Origin of the sequence: Companilactobacillus nantensis DSM 16982 (assembly GCF_001435815.1) — a bacterium.
Classification (GTDB): domain Bacteria; phylum Bacillota; class Bacilli; order Lactobacillales; family Lactobacillaceae; genus Companilactobacillus; species Companilactobacillus nantensis.
In genome coordinates this window covers 1-20,796 of the sequence record NZ_AZFV01000037.1, presented here as the reverse complement: position 1 = coordinate 20,796, position 20,796 = coordinate 1, and the positions used below count along the sequence as shown (strand labels likewise).

Below are 20,796 nucleotides of genomic sequence, written 5' to 3'. Positions count from 1 at the left end.
TAGTTTATTCGTTGTTTTTGATTTCAAATTATTAAAGCAACGAAACTTAGAGACTATTTAAATAGTCTTGAGACTTTATAACTAGTACTACGCATATTCAGAATAAAAAGTAAATTAGTCGGAGGAAAAGCGAACACTTACCAGCTGTGAGAGTGGCGTTATGGCTTTAGCCATTACACCACCGGGCGTGTTAGGAGACTTGCTGAACTTGCAAGGCTTCAAACCGAGGTCTGAGACCTTGGCTCAGGCCAGTCCGCATAGCAGGTAAGTGTTCACCTCTCCGGAGATGGCAGCGAAAAATCTAACATATTTTCAGAAAATTCGGTATGCTATTACATGGGAGTGTGATTTGATGCAAAAAACATTAGTTATTAATGCTGGTAGTTCATCCTTGAAGTGGCAGTTGTTTGAAATGCCCGCTGAAACTGTTTTAGCCAATGGTTTAGTGGAACGAATCAGTATGCCAGGCTCAATTTTTACAATTAAATATGGTGATCACCAAAAGTTTGAAACGACTGTTGATAATTTGGACCAAGCTCATGCAGCACAAATGGTCTTTGATGAATTACAACGTTTGGAAATCATCCAAAACTTGAATGAAATTACAGCAGTAGCTCACCGAGTTGTTGCAGGTGGTCAAGTTTTCAAGTCAGCTGTTGAAGTGACACCAGAAGTTTTAAAACAAATTAAAGAACTTAGTAACTTTGCACCATTGCATAATCCAATGGAAGTCCAAGGAATTGAGACGATGGCAAAAACTTTACCTGACGTGAAGCAATATGCTGTTTTCGATAGTCAATTCTTTACTGACTTGCCTGAAATGAATGCAATTTATAGTTTGCCTTACGAATTGACTAAGAAGTATCAAATTCGCCGTTATGGTGAACATGGTATTTCTCATGGTTATTTAACTGGTCGGGCAGCCGAATTATTGAATAAACCTAAGAATGATATTGATCTCGTAACGATGCATCTTGGTAGTGGGGCTTCATTAGCAGCGGTTAAGAATGGTAAAGCTTTCGATACTTCGATGGGCTTTACACCTTTAACTGGTGTAACTATGGGAACACGTGCTGGGGATGTTGATCCTGCACTGGTGCCTTACTTGATGAAAGAGCTTGATATTAAAGATCCTAATGAAATTATGATGATGTTGAATCAAAAGTCAGGTTTACTTGGAGTTTCAGGTATTTCACCAGATATGCGTGAAATTAAAGCCCAAGAAGAAACTAATCCGCAAGCTAAACTAGCTGTTGAAATTTTTGTTAACCGCATCGTTAAATATGCAGGTAGTTATTTAACCGAATTGCATGGTGCCGATGCTTTGGTTTTTGCCGGAGGAATTGGTGAACACAATGTCCAATTACGTCAACAAATCGTTGATGAATTAGCTATTTTCAACGTTAAATTAGACGCTAAATTAAATGAAGCTGGTCAAGAAGGTTTGATCAGTAGTCCAGATTCAGCAATTAAAGTCTTGTTGATTCCAACTAATGAAGAACTAGCAATGGTTCGTCAGGTTGCAGCATTACAATAAATTACAAAAAAACTTCAAAATCCCGACGGATTTTGAAGTTTTTTTTATTTAACAGTTGAAGCCAGACGTTTTTTATGTGAAGCCACGATTTTATCAGCAATTGCTCGAGCAACATTTTCATTTTTCAAAATAGGACCATGTGAGTAGCTTCCTATAACGCTCTTATAACGCATACCTTCTTGCTTCTCATCGGGATTATTACCGTATCCCTCAATCATTTCACCGAAAGGCTTAAGCTTTTTCTTGTCATCGAAGTAAGTTCGACCACTATGATTTTCAAAGGCGCGAACGGTACCCCATTCAGTCTTGTATTCCGTGTCACCAATCATGCGGCTGTCTGCTTTAAAGACAGTATGGAAAGGTAGGATATCCAATCCCTGAATTGTTTGGCCGCTACTTGTTTCGTAATATTTACCAAGGAATTGATAGCCACCACAGATGCAAAGCATTGGTTTGTTAGCTTCAATATAGTTTTCAATAGTTTGGCGGTGTCTTTGCAAGTCAGTCGCAACAACGGATTGTTCGAAATCTTGGCCACCACCCCAGAATAGGAAGTCGTAATCAAAGGCGTTAAATTCCATGCCTAAACTGATATTGTCGACTTGAGTTTCGTAACCTTGTTCTTTGAGAAGAAAGCTAAGAATCTTAACATCGCCGCTATCTCCGTAAGTGTTCATTAAATCTTCGTACAAATAAGCAATTTTTATAACTTCAGACATAATTTTTCTCCAATATAATTAGAAATGTTGTAATATAGTTAAACAACGAGGTGATTGAATTGACAAAAGAAATCAATAAAGAGATTTTAGCAGATTTTCGCGAGAACTTAAATCAAGATGCAACTAATAATGTTCTTAAAAACTCTGTAGCACAAGTCGGAATCTTCAGCGCCACTGAAAATCCTGAAGCAAAAACGATCCTGAATCCTTCATTCAACGTGACGGTAGATACTGGTAAAGTATCTGATCAAAAGCATTCAGGCCGTTGCTGGTTGTTCTCAGCTTTGAATACGTTGAGAACTGATTTTGCCAAAAAACAAAATGTTAAAGACTTTGAACTTTCAGAGAATTATCTTTCATTTTGGGACCGATTGGAAAAATCTAACTATTTTTATCAAGAGATCTTGAAGACTGCCACTTTACCAGTTGAAGATCGTAAGGTCAATTCTTTATTCTCCTATCCCAATGGTGATGGTGGTTTGTGGCAAAATGCTGCTAACTTGATTAACAAGTATGGTGTTGTGCCAAATTATGTCATGCCGGAAACCGTTGTTTCTGACAATACAACAGAATTTGATGACACATTAGGCAAGATGTTACGTAAAAATGGGATTGAATTACGTCAAATGGTTCAAGATAAAGCCACTCAAACAAAATTGGATGACCGCATCGATGAAATGTTAGCCGAAATTTATAAACTCTGTGTTTATTCATTCGGAGTTCCACCAACTGACTTTGAATTATCAATCCCAGCTGATAACGGTAAGGTGATTGCTGCCGATAAAATTACGCCCAAAGAATTTTTAAAACGTTACTTTACACTTGATGTTGATGACTATGTTGACCTAGTCAATGCTCCACAATCAAGTAAAAAGTATCATCAAGTTTATTCAATCGATACCGAAGGCGACATGGTTGGTGGTAAAACTCAAAAGTTCCTCAATTTACCAATGGAACGTCTCCAAGAACTAGCAATTGAACAATTACAAAGTAATAGTCCCATTTGGTTTGGAAATGATGTTTTGGAAGATTCAGATCGAACAAAGGGTTATTTGATGGGCAATATCTACCAATATGACCAATTATTTGGTATTGATTCACAAATGGATAAAGCCCAAAGACTCGACTATGGACAAGGTGCCGTTTCACATGCAATGACCTTAACGGGCGTTAACCTCATCAATGGTCAACCAAATCGATGGAAGGTTGAAAATTCATGGGGCGAGAAGTATGGCGAAAAAGGCTATTACACCATGGATCAAAAGTGGTTTGAAGATTACGTTTATGACGTTGTTATCAATAAAAAGTTCCTAACTAAAGCAGAATTAGCTGAGTATGAACAAGAACCAGTTATTTTACCAGCTTGGGATGCTTTGGCTTAATAACTGCTGTATTTCTATTAAGTTTCAGTCGTTATAACGTTAAAAGTAACCAGTAGTTGCACATATGCAACTTATTGCTAGTTGTTTTGAATTTAACGATAATTCATAATTATGGATGAGGCTGGTGATAATTATGTTTGCAGATAATCTTCGGAAAATACGAATTGAAAAAGGTATCTCTCAAGAACAATTGGGTGAAGTAATAAATGTTTCTCGCCAATCTATTTCGAAATACGAGAGTGGATACGCGGAACCCAATTATGATAGGCTAATTGCCATTGCAAATTTTTTTGAAGTTTCAACTGATTATTTACTAATGTCCAAATTAGATGTCAATACTAGTAAAAGAAAGTCAGATAGAATTACTGTTATCTCAAAACTTGATACTTTAGGAGTTGATGGTATTGCTTCGTATTATAATTTTTCAATTAGCAGGATTATTGGGAGAAAACAAAAATCACCTGAAGCAATGCTCTGGGGAACTTATGACTCAGGACTTTTTGGGGATAAAAAATGTATGTTAGCTTGTTATCGTAGTTATGAAAATGCAAAAAAAGAAATTATGGCAATTAATGATGCAATGCAAAAAGGTGAAACCAACTATGAGTTGCAGTATTTTGTGAACATTAAGTCAAGTGGTTTAGATTATGTGATGGTTGAATAGACATTTCAAATATCTTTAAAAGTTTAATTTTAGAAATAGATAAAAAGAAGCCTTAACAATTTCATTGATTGTTAAAGCTTCTTTTGGTTATGTACTATATTTATTCAGTATTTATTGGCTAAGGCATGACTGGTTTTCCATAAAGGTAACCTTGTTGAATATTAATTCCATATTTCTGAGCCAGTAATTGATCATTACCATCTTCGACACCTTCTAGAACCATGTCTAGACAGTATCTTTCGGCTTGTTTAACCCAAAATGAAACGTATTCTGGGATTTTATTAGCTTTTCCAGACATACGAAGGTTTTGCATAGCTAGTTTAATCTTATCCACGTATGGTAAAAGATGTTTAATATTATCAAAAGTATTCGATCCTGTACCAACATCATCAATAACTAATGAGATACCATATTGATGAAGTAGCACGCTAAATTCTTGAATCTGATTCAAGGGCATTGCTTCAGTCAATTCAATAGTTAGATCAACGGGATTGATACGTTTCTTTAGGGCAATAACTTCCCCAAGGGTGTATGGATCATTAGCTTGTTTGCTATTTAAGTTAAATGAGATAACTTTGTTGACTCCATCATTTTTCTTAATGATGTCGGCAGTCTTCTCAACTAACTGCACTTGATCTTCAATTGATAACTCTGTGAAGTCTTGTGGTAAATGCCAAGCACCATTATCTTCCTTACGCAAGAGTACTTCATAGCCAAAAACTGAATCGTCACTTTTATTTACTTGTGACTGTACAAAAAAACTATATTTCGTATCCATTCCCCCTATCGTCTAAATCTTGACCGATAATAGAACATTTTATGATATTTCGGATTTTATATCAATGGTATATACAAATTTTGTAAATAACATTAACAAATTTATTCATATTATCTATTATAAAACGGCGTTATGTTATTTGCCAAAAATATTGCTTGCAAATGACCTAAGGTAATAGACTATAAATAGAGTCAAGGAGGTGGAAAGCTATGTCCGAGTATACAACAGGTGAGTTGGCAAAATTGGCGCAAGTGTCCGTCAGAACAATCCAATATTACGACAAGAAAAATCTTTTGAAACCAAGTCAGATTTTTGAGAATGGTAAACGAATTTATACCGATAATGATTTGAATAAGTTGAAATTAATTATTTTATTGAAAAATTTAGGTTTATCGCTCAAATCAATTAGTGAAATATTGGAAAGCCAAAATTCGATGAAAGTCATGAATCTTTTATTGGAACAGCAATTGAATGGTTTACGTGCTCAATTGAAGACTTCGAAGGAACAAATAAAAACGATTGAAGGACTACGCCGTGATTTGCCTCAAATCGACCAGATTGAAATTAAAGATATTGGGGACATAGAAAACATCATGAAAAATAAGAAATCCTTGAGAAAAGTTCATATAAAGATGATAATTATTGGCATTTTAATGGACTTTGTTGAAATCGGAACTTTAGTCTGGGCCATTATGAAAGGTAACTGGGTGCCATTTATTATTGGAATGATATTAGTTTTATTAATCGCTGCTTGGATCAGCAGGTTTTATTATCAAAATACCAATTATATTTGTCCAAACTGTAATACTGAATTTAAACCAAAGTTTTGGGCAGCATTTTGGGGCATCCACAATTCACGGGCTAGAAAACTAGTTTGTCCAGCTTGTGGCCAAAAGAATTATTGTGTTGAAGTTTACGATGAAAAGCGGGAACTAGCCAGATAATGTTATATAATGTTGTCATTACGAGAGGACGGTTTTGATGGATACTGTAAAAAAAGAACCCAAAAAAGTTGAGATTTCTTCAGCGGAATGGCAAATTATGAGAATTGTCTGGACCTTGAAACATGTGACAAGTTCCGAAATAATCAATCTGATGCAAAAGAAACAAACCTGGTCTGATTCCACCATCAAGACATTAATTACTCGTTTGACGAAAAAGGAATTTCTCAGCCGTGAAAAAGAGCAAGGACGTTATATTTATTCAGCAACAGTCGAAGAACAAGCAACTATGAACGAATATGCTAACAGTTTGTTTGCCGACTTTTGTGCTCATAAATCTGGTTCTGTTCTAAACGAATTGATCGACTCAATGGAAATTAGTCAGGCTGATATTAAGATGCTCCAAAAGACGTTAGATAATAAATTAGCAACAGCTCCTGAACATGTGAAATGTGATTGTTTACCCGATGGTTGCGCAGATATGTGTTAAAATATAGTTCCTTGGCAGGGGCGACACAGCGTTCAATCATTTGATGGTTGAGCGCTTTTTTTCAGTTTTCTAAACGACGATTAAATCTTTGCAAATGTTAATTTTTCAAAGAAAGAGGTATTTTAAATGTTTATCAATGTTGTTCAAAAGGCACAACCGCTTTTCCAAGATTATCCGCAAGTAGAATCATATGAACAAGCTAAAAAGATGGCTATAGCGAATTCACTTTTCTCGTGGCATGTTAAGTATTTGACACATAGACGTAAAAAAATAGTTATTTTTACAAATGATGCTAGTACGTTAACCGTTGTGATAGATGATGTGAATGCGAAAAATCGTTCCGAATTACAAGCAATGTTTGAAGATAAGTTGGAATTGATTTGGGGCTACTTGGGATTAGATCAAAATAATTTAAAGGAATATCTTAAAGCTGGTGGTTCCTGGGAAATTGGTAAGTCGGTCAGTCGTAAGCAGCTTGGACGTTTAACAGACGTTGGCGTGATAATAGACTATGATTTGAATTCTGGAATGGTCGATGATGATGCAATTTCTATTAGTATGACCAATATGCTTAGAAAATTGCCTTCAGATAAAACAACTTTCGTCCAAGATATACCACAAATGATGCAATTGGAAAACTTTAAGTGGCATGAAGCTAAAGATACTGAACCTAAGGTTGTTGATACGAAGTATTTACAAAAAATTAAGAATCAATTAGAAACGTTAGCTCGGACACCACTAAAGTTGACTGATGATTTATCAGAGAGCGATAAAAAGGTTCAAGAAATCAGCAAGTTTAATAATGAATTAATTGATGCTTTTATTGAGAATGTCAAAGACGATTATTCTGAAAAAACTTTGAAGCAGTATAAGAATTCATTGGATCTTTATTTGAATCAATTTTTAGCTTATCGTTTTATCACTCTGTTTAATATGGAGGCCAGTTCTGTTGGTGAGCTGTACAACCATGGATCTAGTATGACTGAAACGAAAAGAGTTCAAAGAAGTTTGGGCCGTTTGTATAAATTTTTGGCTGATGAGAAGATAGTGGATGTTAAATTCTCGAGAAAGATGAAGAGTGATTTAAGAACAGACGTCGAATCATTAAGGTCAGGCTTTTATGGCAGCTTTTAATAAAACAAAAAAATAATACTTGTGAGAATAAAGTTAATTTCTCGCGAGTATTATTTTTTTACATTATTTAGATTTTTAATCAAACGTCATTAACATATCCAAGTGAGGGATGTTGTCTTCCAAATACACATTAGAGATAGCCTTGAATCCAAAACCAGCATAAAATTCTTGTAAATATGCTTGAGCTTGAATTTGAATTGGTTGATTAGGGAAACGTTTTTTGATTTCGTCGATCGTTGCACCAACAATTTTTGCGCCTAAACCACCTTTACGGTACTTCTCAACAACTAACACACGTCCAAAAGTAATATGGTCACCTTTGTCGATAATGCGCGTGTAGGCCTCTAAATTGCCATTCTCGATTAAACGAACATGCAAGTCATTATAGTCATCGTCATCCACTTCTTGATAAGGACAGTTTTGTTCAACTACAAAAACAGCAACACGAGCTTTGAGAATATCAATTAATTCTTTGGGACTGAGTTCATTTGTACTTTTAACACTAATCATAGGGAACCTCCGATGAAACAAATTATTGTTGACTATAATAAAACTATTTTGTTGCAAATACAACAATAATTTAAAAAGACTTTCTGAACTCATCATTGAATTAACGTTCCCATTAATATAGGATAAAAGGGTGTGAAACATGTGTTTCACGAGTGGAGGTATGTCAATGAAACCGGAAGAATTTTTTGAAGCTCTAGCTAAGCAGGGCATTGATTTGAGTGCAACACAGAAAGATCAGTTCGCAATTTATTTTCATGAATTAGTTGAGACCAACAAGGTTATGAATTTAACTTCAATTACTGAAGAAGACCAAGTTTATTTGAAACATTTTTATGATTCAATCGTCTTAGGCTTTGTGGATGAAAAATTATTAAATCAAGAATTAACTTTATGTGATGTCGGATCAGGAGCTGGTTTTCCATCATTGCCATTAAAAATCATCAATCCAAAACTAAAAATTACGATTGTTGATTCATTAAACAAACGAATCAAGTTTTTGGACACGCTCGTTAATAAATTGAATTTAGATAACGTAAATTTAGTACATGGACGTGCTGAAGAAGTTGGTAAGAATCCTCAATTCAGAGAATCATTTGATGTTGTAACAGCCAGAGCCGTTGCAGCAATGAACGTTTTAACTGAATTTTGTTTACCACTAGTAAAAGTCGGCGGACAATTTGTCGCTATGAAATCTGAAAAAGCACCCGAGGAACTAGAGACAGCTCAATTTGCTATTAAGACATTAGGTGGAGAAATTAAGCAACAAGAATCCGTTGAATTACCAAATGATGCTGGAGTACGTAATTTTATCTTTGTTGAAAAGATAAATAAGACACCCAAGAAGTATCCTCGTAAGCCAGGAACACCTGCTAAAAAGCCACTCGTGAAATAGTCACTTAACGTGTTAAATATAATTTTTATTCGAGATTTATATTTTTATAAAATGATTAACAAACAATTCGCCATTAAATTAGTCGGAGGGAGCAAGAAAATTAGGCAGCAGTACAGGTGGCGTTAGAGCTTTAGCTCTTACACCACAGAACGAATTTTGAGACTTGCGTTTTTTGCAAGGCTCAAAATCGAGCCTGGAGACCTTGGCTCCAGGCGGTCCTCACAGCAGCCTAAGTTTTCTTGCTCCCGGAGACGGCAAAACCATTAAATAATTGTGTAAAAATGATAAGATTATATAGTTATGGCAAAAGCGCCAATAAAAGTGATTACCATAGATAAATATTTTGTGAAGTTGTTCGGCAATTTCTAGAGATAGGGGAATAAAATGGCACGAAAAATATCTGTTGCAAATCAAAAAGGTGGTGTCGGCAAAACCACAACCACCATTAATTTGGGAGCATGTTTAACTGATATGGGTCAAAAGGTATTGATTATTGATACTGACCCGCAAGGGAATGCTACCAGTGGATTAGGTATTAAAAAAGCCAATGTTGAAAAAGATGTTTACGATGTTTTAGTGAATGAATATCCACTCAAAAAGACGATTATTCATACTGAACATAAAAATCTTGATATTGTTCCTGCAACAATTCAATTGGCCGGTGCAGAAATGGAATTAACTTCAATGATGGCTCGTGAAACGCGTTTACGTGCTGGAATTGAAGAAGTCGATGCAGATTACGATATTATTTTGATCGACTGTCCACCATCACTCGGACAACTTTCAACTAACGCCTTTACAGCAAGTGATTCCATCATTATTCCAGTTCAAAGTGAGTACTATGCGCTGGAAGGTTTGAGTCAATTGTTGAATACGATTCGTTTGGTCCAAAAGCATTTCAATACTAACTTGGCTATCGAAGGTGTTTTGATCACCATGCTCGATGTTCGAACTAATTTGGGCGCTCAAGTTGTCGACGAAGTAAAATCATATTTCGGCGATTCAGTTTACAAGACAATCGTTCCTAGAAATACACGATTAGCTGAAGCACCTAGTTATGGACAACCTATTGTTGACTATGACGCTAAGTCAAAGGGGGCTAAAGCTTATCGTGATCTTGCTAAGGAGGTGTTAAAGCGTAATGGCATCAAGCAAAAATAAAAAAGGTTTAGGTAGAGGAATTGACGCAATCTTCTCTGAATTCGAAGCCATTGATGAAAATAGTGAAACTGTTGTTGACCTATCAATCGATGATATTCGACCTAACCCATACCAACCTAGAAAAACTTTTGACGAGCATGCATTAAACGAATTAGCACGATCAATTGAACAAAATGGGGTTTTTCAACCAATTATTGTTCGTGAAAGTGTTAATGGTTTTGAAATTATCGCTGGTGAAAGACGTTTTCGAGCAAGTAAGATTGCTAAGAAAACAACTATTCCAGCTATCGTTCGCCCCTTGAGCGAATCAGGGATGATGGAAATTGCTGTTTTGGAAAACTTACAACGTGAAGATTTAACGCCACTAGAAGAGGCTGACGCATATCAAACCTTGATTACGAAATTAAATCTAACGCAAGAACAAGTTTCTCAAAGACTTGGCAAGAGTCGTCCTTACATCGCCAACTACTTGCGTCTATTGAACTTGCCAGATGCAACTAAGAAATTAGTTCAAAATGGTGAGCTTTCAATGGGACAAGCCAGAACATTGCTTAGTTTGAAAGATAAAGATCAAATTGATAAACTTGCTAAACGTGCGGTCAGTGAAGATCTAACCGTTCGTCAACTTGAACAGTTAGCTACAGAATCTAAACACGACAGCAAGAAGAAAAAGAAAGTTGCTCAAAAGTCACCTTACATTCGAGCAACGGAAGAAAAATTGGTGGAACGTTTTGACACGTCAGTTGCGGTTAAAGAAACTCGTAGCGGCCATGGCAAACTGGAAATTGATTTTACAAATACGGAAGATTTAAACCGTATTTTAGACATATTAGGAATCCATTTAGATTAGAGGAATTGTATGTTTAAACTTGGAGATATCATCACAATGAAAAAACCTCACGCTTGTGGGGAAAATCGCTGGGAAGTTATTCGCTTAGGTGCGGATATTAAAGTTAAATGCTTGGGATGTGGACATATCGTAATGATTCCACGCGCTGAATTTACTAAGAAATTCAAAAAAGTTTTAACACAAGCTGACCAGGTCAAACCAGAAAATGAAGAACATTATTTGAAAAAAACTCAATTAATGCCATCAAATTTTATTAAAAGAAATGAGGAATAACAAATGGCTCTAACTGCCGGAATCGTCGGACTACCAAACGTTGGTAAGTCAACTTTATTTAATGCTATTACAAAGGCCGGTGCGGAAATGGCGAACTATCCGTTCGCTACAATTGATCCTAACGTTGGGATGGTTGAAGTACCCGATAAACGTCTAACAAGAATCGATTCATTGATCCCTGCTAAAAAATTGATCCACACAACTTTCGAATTTACTGATATTGCTGGTATCGTTAAAGGTGCTAGTAAAGGTGAAGGACTTGGTAACAAGTTCTTGGAAAACATTCGTCAAGTTGATGCTATTGTTCACGTTGTCCGTGCTTTTGATGATGACGATATTACTAGTGTTACCGGAACCGTTGATCCACTAGACGATATTGAAACAATCAACTTAGAACTTGGTTTAGCCGATCTTGACAGTGTTAATAAACGTTACACACGTGTTGAAAAAGCTGCTAAGAGTGCTAAGGATAAAGAAGCACAAGCTGAATTTAAAGTCCTTGAAAAAATCAAGCCAGTCCTTGAAGAAGGTGGCTCAGTTCGTTCAATCGACTTTGATGAAGACGAAGAAAAAATCGTTAAAGGTTTATTCTTATTAACATCTAAGCCAGTTTTGTATGTAGCTAATATTGCTGAAGACGACATGGCTGATCCAGAAGCTTCAAAATATTACAAAGTTATTGAAGACTATGCTAAAAAGGAAAATGCTCAAGTTATCGGTGTTTCAGCTAAGACTGAAGAAGAAATTGCTGAATTAGATGATGACGAAAGAAAAGAGTTCCTTGAAGCTGAAGGTGTTACTGAATCAGGTCTTGATAAGTTGATCAGAGCTAGTTACAAGCTATTAGGTCTTAGAACATTCTTTACTGCCGGTGGTAAGGAAACTCGTGCCTGGACATTCCATGAAGGTATGAAAGCACCACAAGTTGCCGGAATCATTCATTCTGATTTTGAACGTGGATTTATCCGTGCCGAAGTTATGGCATTTAGTGATCTAGATGAATTAGGTAGTGAAAAAGCCGTCAAAGAAGCCGGTAAATTACGTGTTGAAGGTAAGGATTACGAAGTTCAAGACGGAGATATCATCGAATTCCGCTTCAACGTCTAAACCAGGGGGAGTAATATGTCTGAGGATTTAAGAGAAAAGAATAAGCAAGCTGCTGAAAAGCAAAAAGTTGTTTCAGCTAAGAATGAGAAAAAAGAAGAAGTTAAGAGCGAAATCTACAGTGCCAACGCTGACGATTTACGCCAAAAGTTAAGCAACAAAAACGCCGAATATGTTTTTAGACTTAACAAATTTCTGATGGATGATGGTTTTAAGGAAGACGAAGCTAAAGAACAAATCGACAAGCTTCTGCCTGAAATTATCGAAAACCAAATCAAAGGGATTCCAGCTAATCAACTTTATGGACCCGTATCACAAAGAGCTCAAGAGATTACACATCCAGTTAAAAAGCCTAAAGTAACACCATTCTGGGCTTCTTGGCTTGATACATCATTGTTGTTCTTTTCATTGTTTGGATTGTTGTACGGTATCGTTGCTTTAACAAGCAAAAATGCTAAAAATGATCCTAATAGTCAAACAGGTATCATTACTTTGATTATCCTATCAGCAATGTGGGGTGCCTTGTTGTCATGGTTCAATAACCAAATGAAGAAACCTAAATCTGAGAGACCAGGTTGGGGAATTACCATTGGTTATTTAGTAGTCGGATTAGTATTAATGTTCGTCTTCTTAGCCGGAATGACAGCAATCCCAACATCAATCAACCCACCTCTAAATGCAATCGGCTACTTCATCGCAGCAGCAGTTGCCTTTGGTGGAAGATTCTTATTCCGTACAATGACAGGATATAAGGAACGGTCATTCTTTTAGAGAGAGCGGAGGCAGGGTGGTCAGCTCCCGAGCATTTTCGTAGGACTGTGAATTGCACGCCGGTTTTAGCGGGCGATTTACAGTCCTATGAAAAGCGGAAGGAGTTACCCTGCCGTAGCTCGTTTTAGAGCCACTGAATATATAAAATAAAAAAAGTCTTTCTCAATTACGAGAAAGACTTTTTAAATACCAAAAATTAATGATTCAAATTCCAAACAGCAATCTCCTGCACCAACTTCTCAGGAATATCACCCTCATTCTTAGGGAATTTAAGCGTAGTTTTACCACTCAAATAAGGTGCAATTTCCTTTTCAAAATGCTCAATCGGCTTATTAGTCGGATAGAAACCAATATGTTGTTTATTAATACCAAAGAAACAAACTTGTTTAGGTTGAAAATAACCAACTAAGCCATAAGACAAACGAACCTCAGCGTCAGGCAAAACAGCAGAAATAATCTGATGCATCCTTTTAGCTAAAATTTTGTCCTTAGGATCAGTCAATGTTGCCAAGTATTCATCCATAGTCTTGCCCTCATTTTGTATATATTATTTAACGCGAAAGAATTGAACTAAACCGTATAAACCATAACCGCCAGCAGCGGCTTGTAAAATAGTCATAATAAAGCCAACTTTTTTAAGCGAGATATTATTATCAAAGTGAATTTCGTATTGAACAAAGGCAATTACCGCTACGGAGAAGATAATAATTAAAATAAACTTCATTCTTTTCTTTAAGTATTCCATGGAGGCTCTCTTTCATTGTCTAGTTTTTTCTGGCAGGTAAGATACCAGCATATTTTTATTATTACTTATTAACGCGTGGTGCTAGTTATGACGAGTCCAGAATAATTAAACAGTCTATAAGTTTGTTATCCTAACAATTCTGAATAAAAAATAACGAATAAACTAGCCGGAAGAAACAAGAATTTAGGTCGCTGTGCAGGTGGCGTTAGCACTTTAGTGCTTACACCACGGGACGAGTTTTGAAACTCGCGTATTGTGCGAGGTTCAAAATCGAGATTCGAGACCGCCTTTTGGCTCGAATCGGTCCCCATAGCGACCTAAATTTCTTGTTCCTGGAGGCGGCATGAACCCATTACACTACCTAGATTAGTAATCTGGTTACATCTTATTGTATAATACTAACTAGTTGTAGACTTGTAAATATATGTTCGCTTGTGAGGTTTATTTAAATGAAAATCTTAGTTGTCGATGATGATAAAGAAATTGTAGAGTTACTTAGTATTTATATAAAGAATGAAGGCTATGAACCACTATCCGCCAACTCTGGTCAAGAAGCACTAGACCAATTGTCTGCTCATAGCGATATAGCGTTGATGGTCTTAGATATTATGATGCCTGGTATTGATGGTATTGAAGTCGTTAAACGAGTTCGGAAGGATTCACAGATACCAATTATTATTGTGTCTGCTAAAACGACTGATATGGACAAAATTCAAGGTCTTATTACGGGTGCGGATGATTACGTTACTAAGCCATTTAATCCTTTGGAAATTATGGCTCGTATTCGTTCATTATTGCGTCGTAGTTCACAACAAACTTCTAAGAACGTCCCTGACAAATTAGAAGTTGGACCAATCACAATTTACAAAGACTCCCACGAGGTAGTAACTGATTCTGGTCAAAAGGTTCAGTTAACCGCCTTGGAATTTGGTGTCCTTTATTTACTTGCAAGTCATCCTAATCGTGTCTTCTCTGCTGACGAAATTTTTGAACGAGTTTGGAAGCAGGAGAGTGTCGTCTCAGCTAAAACAGTTATGGTGCACGTTAGCCATTTACGAGACAAACTAGAAGAAGCTACCAATGGTGAAAAAGTAATCGAAACCGTTTGGGGCGTCGGCTACAAAGTGGAGGTTTGATTTTGAGCAAAAGAATCAAACTGAGTGTAGGAGAAAAAGGTGTCCTCCTTGTTGAAGGAATAGGCACCTTTCTTTTATTTCAGATAATAAACGTAATCTTAATTAGTAGCGTGGGAAAAGCTAAATTTCTAACTAATCTGCAAAATAATTGGCAAAGTTTAAGTTCAGAAAAACTTTGGGTTATCGTTGTAGTGTTAGTTTTAGAGCTTTTTTTAACGTATTTAATCGTCCTCAGTACGTATCACAATCTTGAGTTAAATCAGATCAAGCAAGTTTTGCAAAAGACAGCTGATGATAATTTAACCAAAGAAGTTGATATCAAGGTCAATCACAATTTACAAAGTATTGTCGATAGTTTTAACCTGCTGATTTCTAATATGAATCGTCGGGCTGAAGAACAGCGGCAATCGGAAGAAAGTAAGGATGAATTGATCAGCAATGTCAGTCACGATATTAGAACGCCTTTGACGTCAGTTATTGGTTATTTAGGGCTGATTGAGAGTAAAAATTATAGCGATTTGGGACAAATTTTGAAGTACACTCATATCGCCTATAAAAAGTCGCAAGAAATGCAAAATTTGGTTAATTCACTCTTTGAATATGCCAATGTCCAGCATGCGACGAGTCGTTTGAATATGACCAAGTTTGATATGGCGCAAATGTTAGACCAATTGTCGGCTGACTTTGAACTGGAAGCCAATAAACGTGGGATGGAAATTATCGTCAATTCAGTTCCTGACAAGATTTTGATGAAGGGTGATACTGAAAAACTTGGTCGTGTCTTTAATAATTTGATCATGAACGCCTTGAAATATGGAAAAGGTGCTACTCATATCTGGTTAACGGCTGAACAAAAAGAAAAGGAAGTCGTCGTAACGGTGGCCAACAATGGTAAACCGATTCCGGAAGATTCCTTGAAACATGTTTTCGACCGCTTTTATCGAGTGGAAGATTCACGTTCTAAGAAAACTGGGGGAACTGGTTTAGGATTGGCAATTGCCCAAAGTATGGTGCAGTTGCATGGGGGAACAATCGCTGTGACTTCGAATGATGAACGCACATCATTTATCAGCCATTTTCCAATTTCTTAATTTCAAGATTGATTTGTGAGGTTTAAAAATGAAAAATTTCGTTAAGAAATTAATGTTGGTAATGTCAGTCGTTATTTTGACGTTACCAATTTTTGCATCAACAGTTCATGCTGAGGAAACGGCTGCTAATCAGTTGGAATTGAATGCCACAGCGGGCATGATTTTCGATGAGCATACAGGACAAGTCGTCTATTCGAAAAATCCTGATGAAAAGCTGGCTATTGGCTCAATCACGAAAATTATTACATTGTATCTCGTGACAAAGGCTATCAAAGAGGGAAAATTTACTGAGCAAGATATGTTACGTCCCACACAAGGTGAGGCAGATATGACGCAAAGAAATGAACTGACCAATGTTCGTTTGGATGCTGATAAAACGTACAGTGTGAAGGATTTATACAATGCCGCTTGGATTGTTTCTTCAAATTCAGCCGCAATGATGTTGGCTGATAAAGTTGCTGGTAATCAAGGAGACTTTGTTAAGCTGATGCGCAAAACGATTGCAGATTGGGGCATCAAAGGTGCTCAAATCTACAACGTTTCCGGATTAAATAATTCTGATTTGGAACCCGACATGTATTTGGGAACTAAAGAAGATGAAAATAAGTTATCTGCAAATGATATCGGCGTTATCGTCAAACATGTTTTGGACGAATATCCCGAAATTATTCAAACAACTTCCAAAGCTAAATTGAGTTTTCCTGTTGAAAATGAAGTTAAGAATTATGAATCATTAAATTTATTATTAAAAGGTAATCGTGATTATCAAGCAGGTTATGAATTCGATGGTCTAAAAACTGGTACTACTGATGCTGCCGGTGAATCTTTCGTTGGAACTTTACCGATGAGTGATACCCGTATGGTGACAATCGTTTTGAATGCTCAAGGTGAAAAAGAGGACCGTGATAAACGATTCCGCAGCACGCAAAAACTAGTTCATTATTTGGTTGATAATTATGAGCGCAAAGAAGTAATTAAGAAAAATCAGACGGTCACAATTGACCAAAAGAAGTATAAAACCTACGAACCTGTTTATACTTGGCTACCAAAAAATTATCATGTCGAAAATTTACGTTATAATGTAAGCAGTAACGACTTAGGTTTTACTGCAATTCATAAAAAACAAACGGTAAAATTGATTGCTGCTAACACTGATGGTGGTTATCTTCCGTTTAAAAAGGCAGATGTTAAAAAAGTAGTTCATAAGAAGACAAACCAGAAATCTTGGTGGGATCAAATCATAGAATTTTTTAAACATCTATTTTAGGAGCGTGTAGAGAATGAGTTTAAAAATTAAGAATGCTTTAGAGATTTTGAAGAAACACGATTTATTGGTTTCAAGTTCAGTAACTGATGAAAACCTTGAAGTAACTAACATTAGTTACAACTCTAAAGAAGATCAAACCAACGGAATCTTCTTCTGTAAAGGTAACAGATTTAAATCCGAGTACTTAGAGCAAGCTATTAAAAATAACGCTAAGATCTATGTTTCTGAAAAGGAATATAGCCAAGATATTGACCGTTTAATCGTTAAGGATGCTTCGAAAGCTTTGGCACTATTGAGTGCTGAGTTTTATGGCAATCCTCAAAACGACTTATTTATTGTGGCCTTCACCGGCACTAAAGGTAAAACAACCACATCATATTTCTTGTACGATATTTTGAGACATGCTTATCCAAAGCAAGTTGGACTCTTTTCAACTGTTGATCGAATCGTTGGACCAAAGCCTGAAGATGAATTCAAGTCTGACTTAACAACTCCAGAATCAATGGAATTGTTCCATGACATGAGAACTTGTGTTGATAACGGCATCAAATATTTAGTTATGGAAGTATCTTCTCAAGCTTATAAGAAGAGTCGTGTTTACGGCTTGAAGTTTGATATTGGTGGTTTCTTGAACATTACACCAGACCACATCGGACCTAATGAACACCCTACATATGCTGATTATCTCAACTGCAAGAAGCAATTGATGATCAACTCAAAGGTTAATATTATTAATCGTCAAACTAATGACTATGACACAGTTTATGCTGCTGCCAAAGAGACGAGTGACGATAAAGATATTTACCGTTTTGCCAAAAATGAAGTTGGTGATACTGACTTTAGTATCCGTAATAAGGAATCTAACTTAAACGATTCTGTTTTCACATTTACAGCTGAGAGTGATAAAGCCGAGGATTTACAAGATCACAGTGAATATACTTATCAACTAGGTCTTGTTGGTGACTTCAACGAATTGAACGCTGGAGCAGCTATTATTGCTGCTAAGAAGATGGGTGTCAAAAACGAGGTGATTGCTGATAGTTTAAAATCAGCGTTCGTCCCGGGGAGAATGGAACACATTAATACTAAATCTCACGGAACGATTTTCGTTGATTACGCCCACAACTATGCAAGTATGAATGCTCTTTTGAGTTTTCTCAGACGTGAATATCCAGATTCAAGAATTAAGGTTGTGGTTGGTAGCCCTGGTGACAAAGGTGTTTCCAGACGTGAAGGCTTTGCCAGAGTATTGACTGAATCAGCTGATGCAGCTATTTTGACAACTGACGATCCTGGATTTGAAGATCCAGCAGATATTTGCAAACAAATTGATGAACAAATCGATCATACGAAAGTAGACGTCAAAACCGTGCTTGACCGTCAAGAAGCTATTCGTGAAATGATTGAATCAAGTCACGGTGATGACATCGTTGTTTTAGCTGCCAAAGGAAACGATGCTTATCAAAAGACGAAGGGTGAAGATGTACCATATCCAAGTGATCCCGTCGTCGCAAAGAAAATTTTGAAGGATATTGAGGGTTAAAATCATGAAGAAATTCTTTACAGTCTTGGGTGGTATGGGAAGTTTAGCCACAGAAAGTTATGTCCATTTGTTAAATGAACGGACACCAACTGAAAAAGATCAAGATTATTTAGATTACATTTTGGTCAACCATTCAACTGTTCCCGATCGAACAGCCCATATCTTAGATCACAGCAAGCCTAGTTTTTTGCCACCATTGGTAGAAGACATTCAACAACAAAGCTTGCTTAAACCTGAGTTCATGGTGTTAATTTGCAATACAGCTCATTACTACTATAAAGAATTGCAAACCGCAACAGACGTGCCTTTGATTCACATGCCACATATGGCTATTAGTGTGATGAAAAAGAAGTATCCAAAAGCTAAACGAATTGGTTTGATTGCTACAAAAGGAACAATTTCCGATCACATTTATGAAAATGAAATCAAAGCTGCTGGTTTTGAATATAGTTTGGGTGACCAAGCTGTTCAAGACCAAGTTGAAAGTTTGATTTACGATGATATTAAGGTCAATGGGAAAGTTAATGCCCAAAAGTATTACGATATTTTGCAGACAATGCACGATAAATTCGACTGCGATGTGATTGTGTTAGGATGTACTGAATTATCACTAGCACAAGAAAAGGCGCCAGACCATCCTTACAACGTGATTGATGGACAAGGTATTATCGTTGATAAGTCGATTGAATTTGCCGAAAAGATTCGCCGTGGGGAAAAGATCGATTTTACTAAGATTTATTAATGTTTCTTGTGAAACATTGCGGAAATAAACCGGCATCCGATATAATGTTGGGTGTATAAGGAGGTACTTCCACATGTTTAAGAGATTATCTATCTTCACAGTTATCTTATCAGGGGTCTTGCTAGCTGGCTGTTCATCACAATCAGCAAGTACACAGTCAGCATCAAGTTCTGACACAAGTAGTAGTAGTACTAAAACTCCTGCTAAAACTAAGAAATCAGCTACACCAAAGACAAATACAAGTACAACAGACAATAGTTCAAATACGGACAAAACGTCTGGGACTGCAAACAGCAATAGTAATAGTAACCAAAGTAATTCAAATAGTGATAATAACAGCCAAACAAATGGCAATAACACAAATAGTAATACCAATAACGATACGACTAAGGGTGATCAGTCATCACAAAATCAATCACAACAATCTCAAGTTAATTTAACAACTTCAGATCAAGCGGTTGAGTACTTAGCTAATCAACTAAGTTCAACTTATGACAAGACAACCACACAGTACGTTGCTAATGGTAAAGTTACTTGGAATAATGTGTCAGGATATCAAATTAATATTTATAGCAAAAATTCTGATTCACCAGTTGGAAGCTATTTAGTGCCTGCAGATGGGCAATATTTCCAAATTTGGTAATGGCGTGTAACTTGCCTTTGCAATAATAATTAGTTATATTTTTAAGAGGTCGGTACAAAACGTAAGTTTTGTTCTGACCTCTATTTTGGTTGTTTAAGGATGCCGCCTCAGGGTGATAGCAATTGAGTCTGCTGTGGGGACCGGTTCGAGCCAAAAAGCGGTCTCGAACCTCGCTTTTGAACCTTGAGAAAAACGCTCAAGTTTCAAAAGTCGTCCCGTGCTGTAAGAACGGCAAAAGCGGCCGTCCTAACACCACCTTCACTGCTGACTCAATTGCTATCACCCTGAGGCTAGGGTATTCGTTGAATGCGGTGTATTGAAACTAACTGATTTGTTGTATAGATGATAGGTGATTTTTTAGACAGTTAGTTTTAGAGCTGAAATTATCAAATAGGTTTAGAATACATATATACGCGTGGTGCT

The 20,796-nt window shown here is 36.6% G+C and carries 23 protein-coding genes; 18 read left to right on the top strand and 5 right to left on the bottom strand.

Annotated elements, in window-relative coordinates:
- Nucleotides 1-352: 352 nt before the first annotated feature.
- Complete coding sequence (locus FD31_RS12260) at nt 353-1,537, top strand: acetate/propionate family kinase (protein WP_057893077.1); 1,185 nt, start codon at nt 353-355, stop codon at nt 1,535-1,537.
- A gap of 44 nt (nt 1,538-1,581) precedes the next feature.
- Here the strand turns inward: FD31_RS12260 and FD31_RS12255 are convergent, their stop codons facing one another.
- A complete protein-coding gene (locus FD31_RS12255) occupies nt 1,582-2,256 on the bottom strand; it encodes a type 1 glutamine amidotransferase (RefSeq protein WP_057893076.1) in 675 nt (224 codons plus the stop codon).
- Nucleotides 2,257-2,315: 59 nt separating this feature from the next.
- Between FD31_RS12255 and FD31_RS12250 the strand changes: the two genes are divergently transcribed.
- Together FD31_RS12250 and FD31_RS12245 are read left to right on the top strand one after the other, a co-directional pair.
- Nucleotides 2,316-3,638 carry a C1 family peptidase gene (locus FD31_RS12250; protein ID WP_057893075.1) on the top strand — a complete coding sequence of 441 codons (1,323 nt, stop codon included), beginning with the start codon at nt 2,316-2,318 and terminating at the stop codon, nt 3,636-3,638.
- 133 nt (nt 3,639-3,771) lie between these two features.
- Entirely contained in the window at nt 3,772-4,302 is a 531-nt protein-coding gene (locus tag FD31_RS12245) for a helix-turn-helix domain-containing protein (RefSeq protein WP_057893074.1), read from the top strand.
- 118 nt (nt 4,303-4,420) lie between these two features.
- On the opposite strand, the gene FD31_RS12240 is transcribed toward FD31_RS12245, so the two are convergent.
- On the bottom strand, nt 4,421-5,080 hold the full coding sequence (locus FD31_RS12240; RefSeq protein ID WP_057893073.1) for an EAL domain-containing protein: 660 nt from the start codon (nt 5,078-5,080) through the stop codon (nt 4,421-4,423).
- A gap of 209 nt (nt 5,081-5,289) precedes the next feature.
- On the opposite strand from FD31_RS12240, the gene FD31_RS12235 reads away from it, so the two are divergent.
- The 3 genes from FD31_RS12235 to FD31_RS12225 all read left to right on the top strand — a co-directional run bounded on the left by FD31_RS12235 (nt 5,290) and on the right by FD31_RS12225 (nt 7,645).
- Nucleotides 5,290-6,024, top strand: coding sequence for a MerR family transcriptional regulator (locus tag FD31_RS12235; protein ID WP_057893072.1), 735 nt, complete (start codon nt 5,290-5,292; stop codon nt 6,022-6,024).
- A gap of 37 nt (nt 6,025-6,061) precedes the next feature.
- Nucleotides 6,062-6,511, top strand: coding sequence for a CopY/TcrY family copper transport repressor (locus FD31_RS12230; RefSeq protein ID WP_057893071.1), 450 nt, complete (start codon nt 6,062-6,064; stop codon nt 6,509-6,511).
- A gap of 126 nt (nt 6,512-6,637) precedes the next feature.
- On the top strand, nt 6,638-7,645 hold the full coding sequence (locus FD31_RS12225) for a DUF6933 domain-containing protein (RefSeq protein WP_057893070.1): 1,008 nt from the start codon (nt 6,638-6,640) through the stop codon (nt 7,643-7,645).
- A 75-nt stretch (nt 7,646-7,720) separates the two neighbouring features.
- On the opposite strand, the gene FD31_RS12220 is transcribed toward FD31_RS12225, so the two are convergent.
- Nucleotides 7,721-8,155 (bottom strand): GNAT family N-acetyltransferase, encoded by a 435-nt coding sequence (locus tag FD31_RS12220; RefSeq protein ID WP_057893069.1) that lies wholly within the window; start codon nt 8,153-8,155, stop codon nt 7,721-7,723.
- Between the two features lie 166 nt (nt 8,156-8,321).
- Here FD31_RS12220 and rsmG point away from each other — a divergent pair, with 166 nt between their 5' ends.
- The 6 genes from rsmG to FD31_RS12190 all read left to right on the top strand — a co-directional run bounded on the left by rsmG (nt 8,322) and on the right by FD31_RS12190 (nt 13,206).
- Nucleotides 8,322-9,047 (top strand): 16S rRNA (guanine(527)-N(7))-methyltransferase RsmG, encoded by a 726-nt coding sequence (gene rsmG / locus FD31_RS12215; protein WP_057893068.1) that lies wholly within the window; start codon nt 8,322-8,324, stop codon nt 9,045-9,047.
- 384 nt (nt 9,048-9,431) lie between these two features.
- On the top strand, nt 9,432-10,208 hold the full coding sequence (locus tag FD31_RS12210; protein ID WP_057893067.1) for a ParA family protein: 777 nt from the start codon (nt 9,432-9,434) through the stop codon (nt 10,206-10,208).
- Complete coding sequence (locus FD31_RS12205; RefSeq protein ID WP_057893066.1) at nt 10,189-11,058, top strand: ParB/RepB/Spo0J family partition protein; 870 nt, start codon at nt 10,189-10,191, stop codon at nt 11,056-11,058. The genes FD31_RS12210 and FD31_RS12205 overlap by 20 nt, the downstream gene beginning before the upstream one ends.
- Nucleotides 11,059-11,067: 9 nt before the next feature.
- Nucleotides 11,068-11,331: a DUF951 domain-containing protein gene (locus FD31_RS12200; protein ID WP_057893065.1), complete on the top strand. Its 264-nt coding sequence runs from the start codon at nt 11,068-11,070 to the stop codon at nt 11,329-11,331.
- Between the two features lie 3 nt (nt 11,332-11,334).
- Nucleotides 11,335-12,438, top strand: a complete 1,104-nt coding sequence (ychF, locus tag FD31_RS12195) for a redox-regulated ATPase YchF (protein ID WP_057893064.1) — start codon at nt 11,335-11,337, stop codon at nt 12,436-12,438.
- A 15-nt stretch (nt 12,439-12,453) separates the two neighbouring features.
- On the top strand, nt 12,454-13,206 hold the full coding sequence (locus FD31_RS12190) for a DUF1129 family protein (RefSeq protein ID WP_057893063.1): 753 nt from the start codon (nt 12,454-12,456) through the stop codon (nt 13,204-13,206).
- A 196-nt stretch (nt 13,207-13,402) separates the two neighbouring features.
- On the opposite strand, the gene FD31_RS12185 is transcribed toward FD31_RS12190, so the two are convergent.
- Together FD31_RS12185 and FD31_RS12180 are read right to left on the bottom strand one after the other, a co-directional pair.
- A complete protein-coding gene (locus tag FD31_RS12185; RefSeq protein ID WP_057893062.1) occupies nt 13,403-13,729 on the bottom strand; it encodes an iron chaperone in 327 nt (108 codons plus the stop codon).
- 24 nt (nt 13,730-13,753) lie between these two features.
- Nucleotides 13,754-13,951, bottom strand: coding sequence for a hypothetical protein (locus tag FD31_RS12180; protein WP_057893061.1), 198 nt, complete (start codon nt 13,949-13,951; stop codon nt 13,754-13,756).
- 449 nt (nt 13,952-14,400) lie between these two features.
- Here FD31_RS12180 and FD31_RS12175 point away from each other — a divergent pair, with 449 nt between their 5' ends.
- The 6 genes from FD31_RS12175 (at nt 14,401) to FD31_RS12150 (ending at nt 20,373) form a co-directional block, all read left to right on the top strand.
- Nucleotides 14,401-15,087 (top strand): response regulator transcription factor, encoded by a 687-nt coding sequence (locus FD31_RS12175; RefSeq protein ID WP_057893060.1) that lies wholly within the window; start codon nt 14,401-14,403, stop codon nt 15,085-15,087.
- 2 nt (nt 15,088-15,089) lie between these two features.
- Nucleotides 15,090-16,178 carry a sensor histidine kinase gene (locus tag FD31_RS12170; RefSeq protein ID WP_083483673.1) on the top strand — a complete coding sequence of 363 codons (1,089 nt, stop codon included), beginning with the start codon at nt 15,090-15,092 and terminating at the stop codon, nt 16,176-16,178.
- A 28-nt stretch (nt 16,179-16,206) separates the two neighbouring features.
- Entirely contained in the window at nt 16,207-17,445 is a 1,239-nt protein-coding gene (locus FD31_RS12165) for a D-alanyl-D-alanine carboxypeptidase family protein (RefSeq protein ID WP_057893058.1), read from the top strand.
- Nucleotides 17,446-17,458: 13 nt separating this feature from the next.
- Complete coding sequence (locus FD31_RS12160) at nt 17,459-18,988, top strand: UDP-N-acetylmuramoyl-L-alanyl-D-glutamate--2,6-diaminopimelate ligase (RefSeq protein WP_057893057.1); 1,530 nt, start codon at nt 17,459-17,461, stop codon at nt 18,986-18,988.
- A 4-nt stretch (nt 18,989-18,992) separates the two neighbouring features.
- Entirely contained in the window at nt 18,993-19,730 is a 738-nt protein-coding gene (locus FD31_RS12155; protein WP_057893056.1) for an aspartate/glutamate racemase family protein, read from the top strand.
- Nucleotides 19,731-19,803: 73 nt separating this feature from the next.
- A complete protein-coding gene (locus FD31_RS12150) occupies nt 19,804-20,373 on the top strand; it encodes a hypothetical protein (RefSeq protein WP_057893055.1) in 570 nt (189 codons plus the stop codon).
- Nucleotides 20,374-20,796 lie beyond the last annotated feature (423 nt).